This window comes from Mesorhizobium sp. M7D.F.Ca.US.004.03.1.1, assembly GCF_003998635.1.
Classification (GTDB): domain Bacteria; phylum Pseudomonadota; class Alphaproteobacteria; order Rhizobiales; family Rhizobiaceae; genus Mesorhizobium; species Mesorhizobium loti.
In genome coordinates, this window is the sequence record NZ_RZQG01000375.1 from 1 (window position 1) to 5569 (window position 5569).

Annotated in this window: 6 protein-coding genes and 1 pseudogene; all 7 read right to left on the reverse strand. The window is 64.0% G+C overall.

The window, feature by feature from the left end; all coding sequences use genetic code 11:
* A pseudogene (locus EN935_RS20215) lies at positions 1–374 on the reverse strand (glutamine synthetase); the annotation flags it as partial.
* A gap of 107 nt (positions 375–481) precedes the next feature.
* Positions 482–1582, reverse strand: coding sequence for a branched-chain amino acid ABC transporter permease (locus tag EN935_RS20220; protein WP_245468698.1), 1101 nt, complete (start codon positions 1580–1582; stop codon positions 482–484).
* Between the two features lie 2 nt (positions 1583–1584).
* Positions 1585–2484: a branched-chain amino acid ABC transporter permease gene (locus EN935_RS20225; protein WP_127262910.1), complete on the reverse strand. Its 900-nt coding sequence runs from the start codon at positions 2482–2484 to the stop codon at positions 1585–1587.
* Between the two features lie 8 nt (positions 2485–2492).
* Positions 2493–3197, reverse strand: coding sequence for an ABC transporter ATP-binding protein (locus EN935_RS20230; protein ID WP_109659483.1), 705 nt, complete (start codon positions 3195–3197; stop codon positions 2493–2495).
* A 52-nt stretch (positions 3198–3249) separates the two neighbouring features.
* Positions 3250–4404, reverse strand: coding sequence for an ABC transporter substrate-binding protein (locus tag EN935_RS20235; RefSeq protein ID WP_164757578.1), 1155 nt, complete (start codon positions 4402–4404; stop codon positions 3250–3252).
* A gap of 43 nt (positions 4405–4447) precedes the next feature.
* A complete protein-coding gene (locus EN935_RS20240) occupies positions 4448–5173 on the reverse strand; it encodes an ABC transporter ATP-binding protein (protein ID WP_127262911.1) in 726 nt (241 codons plus the stop codon).
* A 157-nt stretch (positions 5174–5330) separates the two neighbouring features.
* Positions 5331–5569 (reverse strand): cupin domain-containing protein (locus EN935_RS20245; protein WP_164771219.1); only part of this gene is annotated, 239 nt, incomplete at its 5' end.

The following is a 5569-nucleotide window of genomic DNA, read 5'->3' on the forward strand; positions in this document are numbered from 1 at the left end:
AACGGGCAGACCGCGCCGTCGAGCATGTAGGAACTCGTGATGGCCGAGGCGAATTTCGGCTTCCAGCCGTGCTGGACGACCGTCGCCGGATCGATGATCCCCTTGATATTCGGGAAGCCATTCTCGTCATTGGCGCTCGGCGAGGCGAAGGCGACATCGCCCATCGGCTGGCCGTCGCCATGGGTGACGCAATACAGGATGGCGTTGATGGATTCGCCATAGGTCGAAAGCTTCAGCGGCGCGATCTTGGAGCGGAACGCTCCTGATGTGTCGACCGTATGCATCTCGATGAATTCGACGCCGCGCGTCGCCAGTTCGCGCTGCAGCGCCTCCAGCTTCGGCGCATACTCTGCAGCCTTGTCCTCAAATTCCACGTTCAGACCTCCACCAGGAAAACTCGGAGCAATTCCAGGAAAAGTGTGAAACGGTTTTCCGTCCGGAATTGCGTTAGAAGCGTTAGAAGAAAGAGATAGACGCTTCGCTATTTTGCGTTGCGCCTGAACAATCGCGACAGCAGTTCATCGAGCTCGTAGCGGCCGCTGATGCCGCTTGGCCGAAAAGCCATGCAAAGCACGATGACGACGCCGAGCGCCACACCCGACAGCCCGAGCAATTGCGGCAGCTGGATGCCGGCGATCGTCACGCCGGATTCAATGCTACGGATGAATTCGAGCCCAACCGAAAGCACGATCACGCCGGTGACCGCGCCTGTCACCGTCGCCATGCCACCCAGGATCAGCATCGCCAGCGTGTTGAAGATCATCTGGAAGTAGAAAAGCTTGGGACTGATCGTGCCCGCGAAATAGGCGTAGAGCACGCCGGCCAGGCCGCAGATCAGCGCCGACAGCACCCACGACATCAGCCGCAGGCCCCGGGCGTCGATGCCGAGCGCTGCCGCGGCTTGCGGGCTCTGGGCGCTGGCGCGGAGCTGCAGGCCCCAGCGGCTGTCCTTGAACAGCCGCGCCAGCACGATCACCACCACCGAAAACACCATCATCCAGGGCAGGCCGACCACCTTCGGGATGCCGAAGAAGGCCTGGTTGCCCTTGAACAGGTTGGTCCAGTTGAGAAACACCGAATGGACGATGATCAGCAGCGCCAGGCTGACGATGGTCGCGGCGACGCCCGACAGGCGGCTGATCACCTTACCGCTGACGGCGGCGACGATGCCGACCATGATGAGCGCGATGAGCGCCGACGACACCGGATCGAGTTGCAATGTGGCGAAGCCGAACGGCGCATTGGGGATCGACAGTTTCTTCATGGCCAGCGGCGTCGACAGGATGGCGACACCATAGGCGCCGAGGCCGACAAAGGCGCTGTGGCCGAGATTGGCGATGTTGCTGTTGCCCATGAACACCTGCAGGCCGACGACGACGATCAGGTTCACGAAGGCGCCGAGCGCCAGATAGGTGTAGTAGGTCGGTGCGAAATTCAGGATTAGCAGCCCGACCACCAGCACCGGTAGCGACGTCACCAGGCCACCGATGAGCGAGCGCGTCAGCGCAGCACGGGGCTGTGCGACAGCAGCAGGCGGAGATGCGGTCTCTTCGATTGCCTGCGACACCTCAAATCTCGCCACCTTCAAATCTCCTTGTCGCCGAGTTCGACCCGCTGGCCGAGCAGGCCTTCCGGCCGGTAGACAAGCAGCGCGACGATGATCACGTAGGTGAGCGCGTCCTTGAAGCCCCCATATTCCTGCGGCAACGCAACCAGCAGACCGACCTCGATGAAGCCGAGCAGCATGCCGCCGGCCGCAGCGCCCGCCAGCGAGCCGAAGCCGCCGATCACGCAGGCGACGAACGCCTTCAGCACCAGGCTGAAGCCGAGATCGGGCGAGACGCTGCCGCGCCGCGCGATGATGAAGACGGCGGCGATGCCGGCCAGCGCGCCGGAGATGGCGAAGGCGGTGGCGATCACCCGGTTCGCCTTGATCCCCATCAGCCGCACCGTGGCGAAATCGCGCGACGCCGCGCGGATGGCTAAGCCCAACGTCGAACGGTTGAGGAAGAGCACCAGGGCCAGGATGGTCAGGCCGGAGACGATGAGCTCCATCACCTGCAGCGACGACACCGCGAAGGGGCCGAAGAACCACATCTGGTTCAGCCCATTGAGGATCGAAACCGATTGCGGCTTTGGCGAGATCAGCAGCATGAACAGGTTCTGCACGACGATCGAGACGCCGAAGGCGGTCAACAGTCCTGTCGTCGTCGGCGCATAGCGCACCGGCCGGAACGCCACCCGCTCGAAAGCGATTGCCGCAAGTGCCGCGGCAGCGACAGCAAGCAGCACGGCGACGAATGGCGAGGTCAGTCCGAGCGCGGCCGCCAGGAACACGCTGTAGGCCGAGACGCCGATGATCTCGCCATGGGCGAAATTGACCAGGCCCATGATTGAGAACACCACGGCGAGGCCGAGCGCCACCAGCGAATATTCGGCACCGAAGGCCAGTGCATTGAGAAGCTGCTGCAAGGCATAATCCATGTCGCCGCCTACCCGCCGATATAGAGGTTGAAGAGACCGTGTTCGTCCGCAAGGCTGGACGGCGGCCCGCTGTGGCGAAGCGTGCCGGCACTGACGACATAGACGCGGTCGGCGAAGCGCAGCGCCTGCCTGGCGTTCTGCTCGACCACCAGCAGCGTCAGCCCTTCCGCCTTAAGCTCGCCGATGAAATCGAAGATCTGCACCACGATCTTCGGCGCCAGCCCCAGCGACGGCTCGTCGAGCAACAGCAGCTTCGGCCGCGACATCAGCGACCTGGCAATGGCCAGCATCTGCTGCTCGCCACCGGAAAGCGTACCGGCCGCCTGCCCGTAGCGTTCGGAAAGCACCGGAAACAACGCCAGGAAGCGCTCGATGTCCTGGCGCACGCCCTTGGGATCGCGCCGTATCGCCGCACCAAGCCGCAGGTTCTCGCCGACCGTCAGATTGGCGAAGATGTGCCGGCCTTCCGGCGTCGAGGTCAGGCCGGCGCGAATGCGATCCTCGGTGCGGACACGCGAAATGTCCTGGCCGTCGAGAACGATGCGGCCGGAAGCCGGTGTGACCAGACCCGTCAGCGCATTGATGGTCGAGCTCTTGCCGGCGCCGTTGGGGCCGAGCAGGGCGACGAGTTCGCCCCGCCCGACCTTCAGGCTGAGGTCGCGCACCGCGCTCACCGCGCCGTAGCGGACAACCAGATTGTCGACGCTCAGCACGACAGCGCCTGCGCTGCGAAGGCTCGATCCATCATCGCCTGACCTACCTGCCTCAGTTCAGTGCCGGAACGAAGGTCGGCGGCGTGTCGGTGATCAGCACCCGCTTGCCGTTCGCAAATCCCATCACCGGCACCGCCTTGACCGGATAACCCTTCTTTTCGGCAAAGGAGATGATCGGCGCCGTGGTCCCGGGATAGCCGCCCGGCGCACGGATCGCCTCGCGCAAGGCGGCGGGCTCGACCGTGCCGGACTTCTTCGCCGCCTCGTAGCTGATCTGCACCATGTCTGCGCCAAGCGCGTCGAAGATGCCGTTGATCTTGTAGCCGTCGGCCTTGCACTGGGCCAGGAACTTGTCGATCGGGCTGTCTACGCCGGTCGCGCCATGGGTGGCGAACATCACCTTTTCCAGCGAGGCCGGATCACCGACGGTGCCTTCCAGCGACTTGTCGTCGAAGGCGTCGCAGCCGGCGACCCAGCCATCATAGCCATTGGCGCGCAGCTGGCGGATAAAAATGCCGACATCCGGCAGCACGCCGCAGATGTGGATGGCGTCCGGCTTCTGCGGCAACGCCTTGATGCTGGCGATCTGCGGCGACCAGTCTGATGTGCCCCAGGAATAGTTGAGCTTGGAGACGACCTTGCCGCCGAGATGCTCGAACACCTCGCCGAACCATTCCGGCAGCTTTTCCGAGTAGGAACCGGCATCGGGCGAGACCATCAGCGCCACGGTGCGCGCGCCCTTGCCGTAGAGCGCATTGGCGGTCGCTGCCGCATTGATCGGATCGGGCACCGCGCCGGCGATGAAATTGTCGAGGCCGGCCTGCTGCATCTCGAGCTGCGTGTTCGGCGCCGAGAACACGGTGGCGCCATAGGGCGCCGCGATCTGCGCCGTCGGGATCAGCGCATCGGGGAACGGCACGCCGGTAATGATCTGGGCGCCGGCATCGAGGAATTTCTGGCCGAGCGACACCGAAAGCTGCGGATCGGAGCGGTTGTCCTCGATCATCAGCTCGACCTTGGGATCGCCGGCGCCGGCAGCCTTGTTCAATTTGTCGGCCATGCAGCGTGCCCCTTCGGCCTCGCTGTAGGGTGCGTAGGTGCCGGTCATCGCCACCGCGAGACCGATCTTCAAATCGGCGGCCCCGGCATGCGTCACCTGCAAAAGCCCCGCCGCCACGACCGCGGCCCCCAAAATCATCTTGTCCATTGAACCCCTCCTTCTCCCTTGTTGTTGACGTTGCGGGGCGCCGTCACGATGTCTCGGACTGCCCGACATAAACCTCGATGACGCGTGGATCGCGCCACACCGCTTCGGTCTGCCCGGACGCGATCACCTGGCCCTGGTCCATGACGCAGAGCCGGTCGCAAAGCCGGTTGATGAAGCGCAAATCATGATCGATGACGATGGTCGCGCAGCCGACATCCCTGCGAATGCCCTCGATCGCCACCGCGAGCGTTTCGGACTCACCTTCATTGAGACCGGCCGCCGGCTCGTCGAGCAGCAGCAGCGACGGCCCCAGCGCCAGCGCGCGGGCGATTTCGAGCCGGCGCTGGCTGCCATAGGACAGCGTGCCGGCCGGAACGTCGGCGAAGCCGTCCAACTGATATTGGGCAAGCAGTTGATCGACGCCGATGCGTGCCGCCGCTTCCGGCCGCACCGCCTGGCAGGTGATATGGGCGACCTCGACATTCTGCCTAACGGTCAAATCCTTGAACAGCCGGATGGTCTGGAACGTACGCGCGACGCCCGCCCGGGCGCAGTACTCGGGGCCGTGGCCGGTGATCTCCTTGCCCGCCAGCCTGACACTGCCGGTGTCCGGCTTGAGCACGCCGGAGATGGCATTGACCAGGGTCGATTTTCCGGCGCCATTGGGGCCGATCAGGCCGAGGATTTCGCCGGCCTCGCAGGCCAGCGAGGCACTGCGCAACGCCTGCACGCCGCCAAAGGTCTTGCTGACTGCCTCAACCGACAGCATCGGTCACATCTCCCATCCGGCCGATGGCTATTTCTCCTGTCGGCCGGTCAACAGGATGCTAGACCCCGGACTTTTCCATAACAAGTATTTTTTTCCATTTTAGAAAATATTCTTAGAGGGCTCGAACTTTCGAGCCCGGATTCCGGTCAGGCCGGGATCAGACCCCGGCTCCGGCCGGGAGCCCGTCGCGCGGCACGGTGTTCGACATCAGCATGATCACCGGCTCGTCGCCCAGCGCGATATAGGCATGCTGCATTTCGCCGTCGAAAAGGATGCTATCGCCCGGCTGCAGCACTGTGGGATCATAATGGATCGTGTGCAGTTCCAGGCTGCCGCTCAGCACGTGGATGAATTCCTCGCCCGAATGGCTGCGCCAGCCGCCGTTCTCCTCGAAGC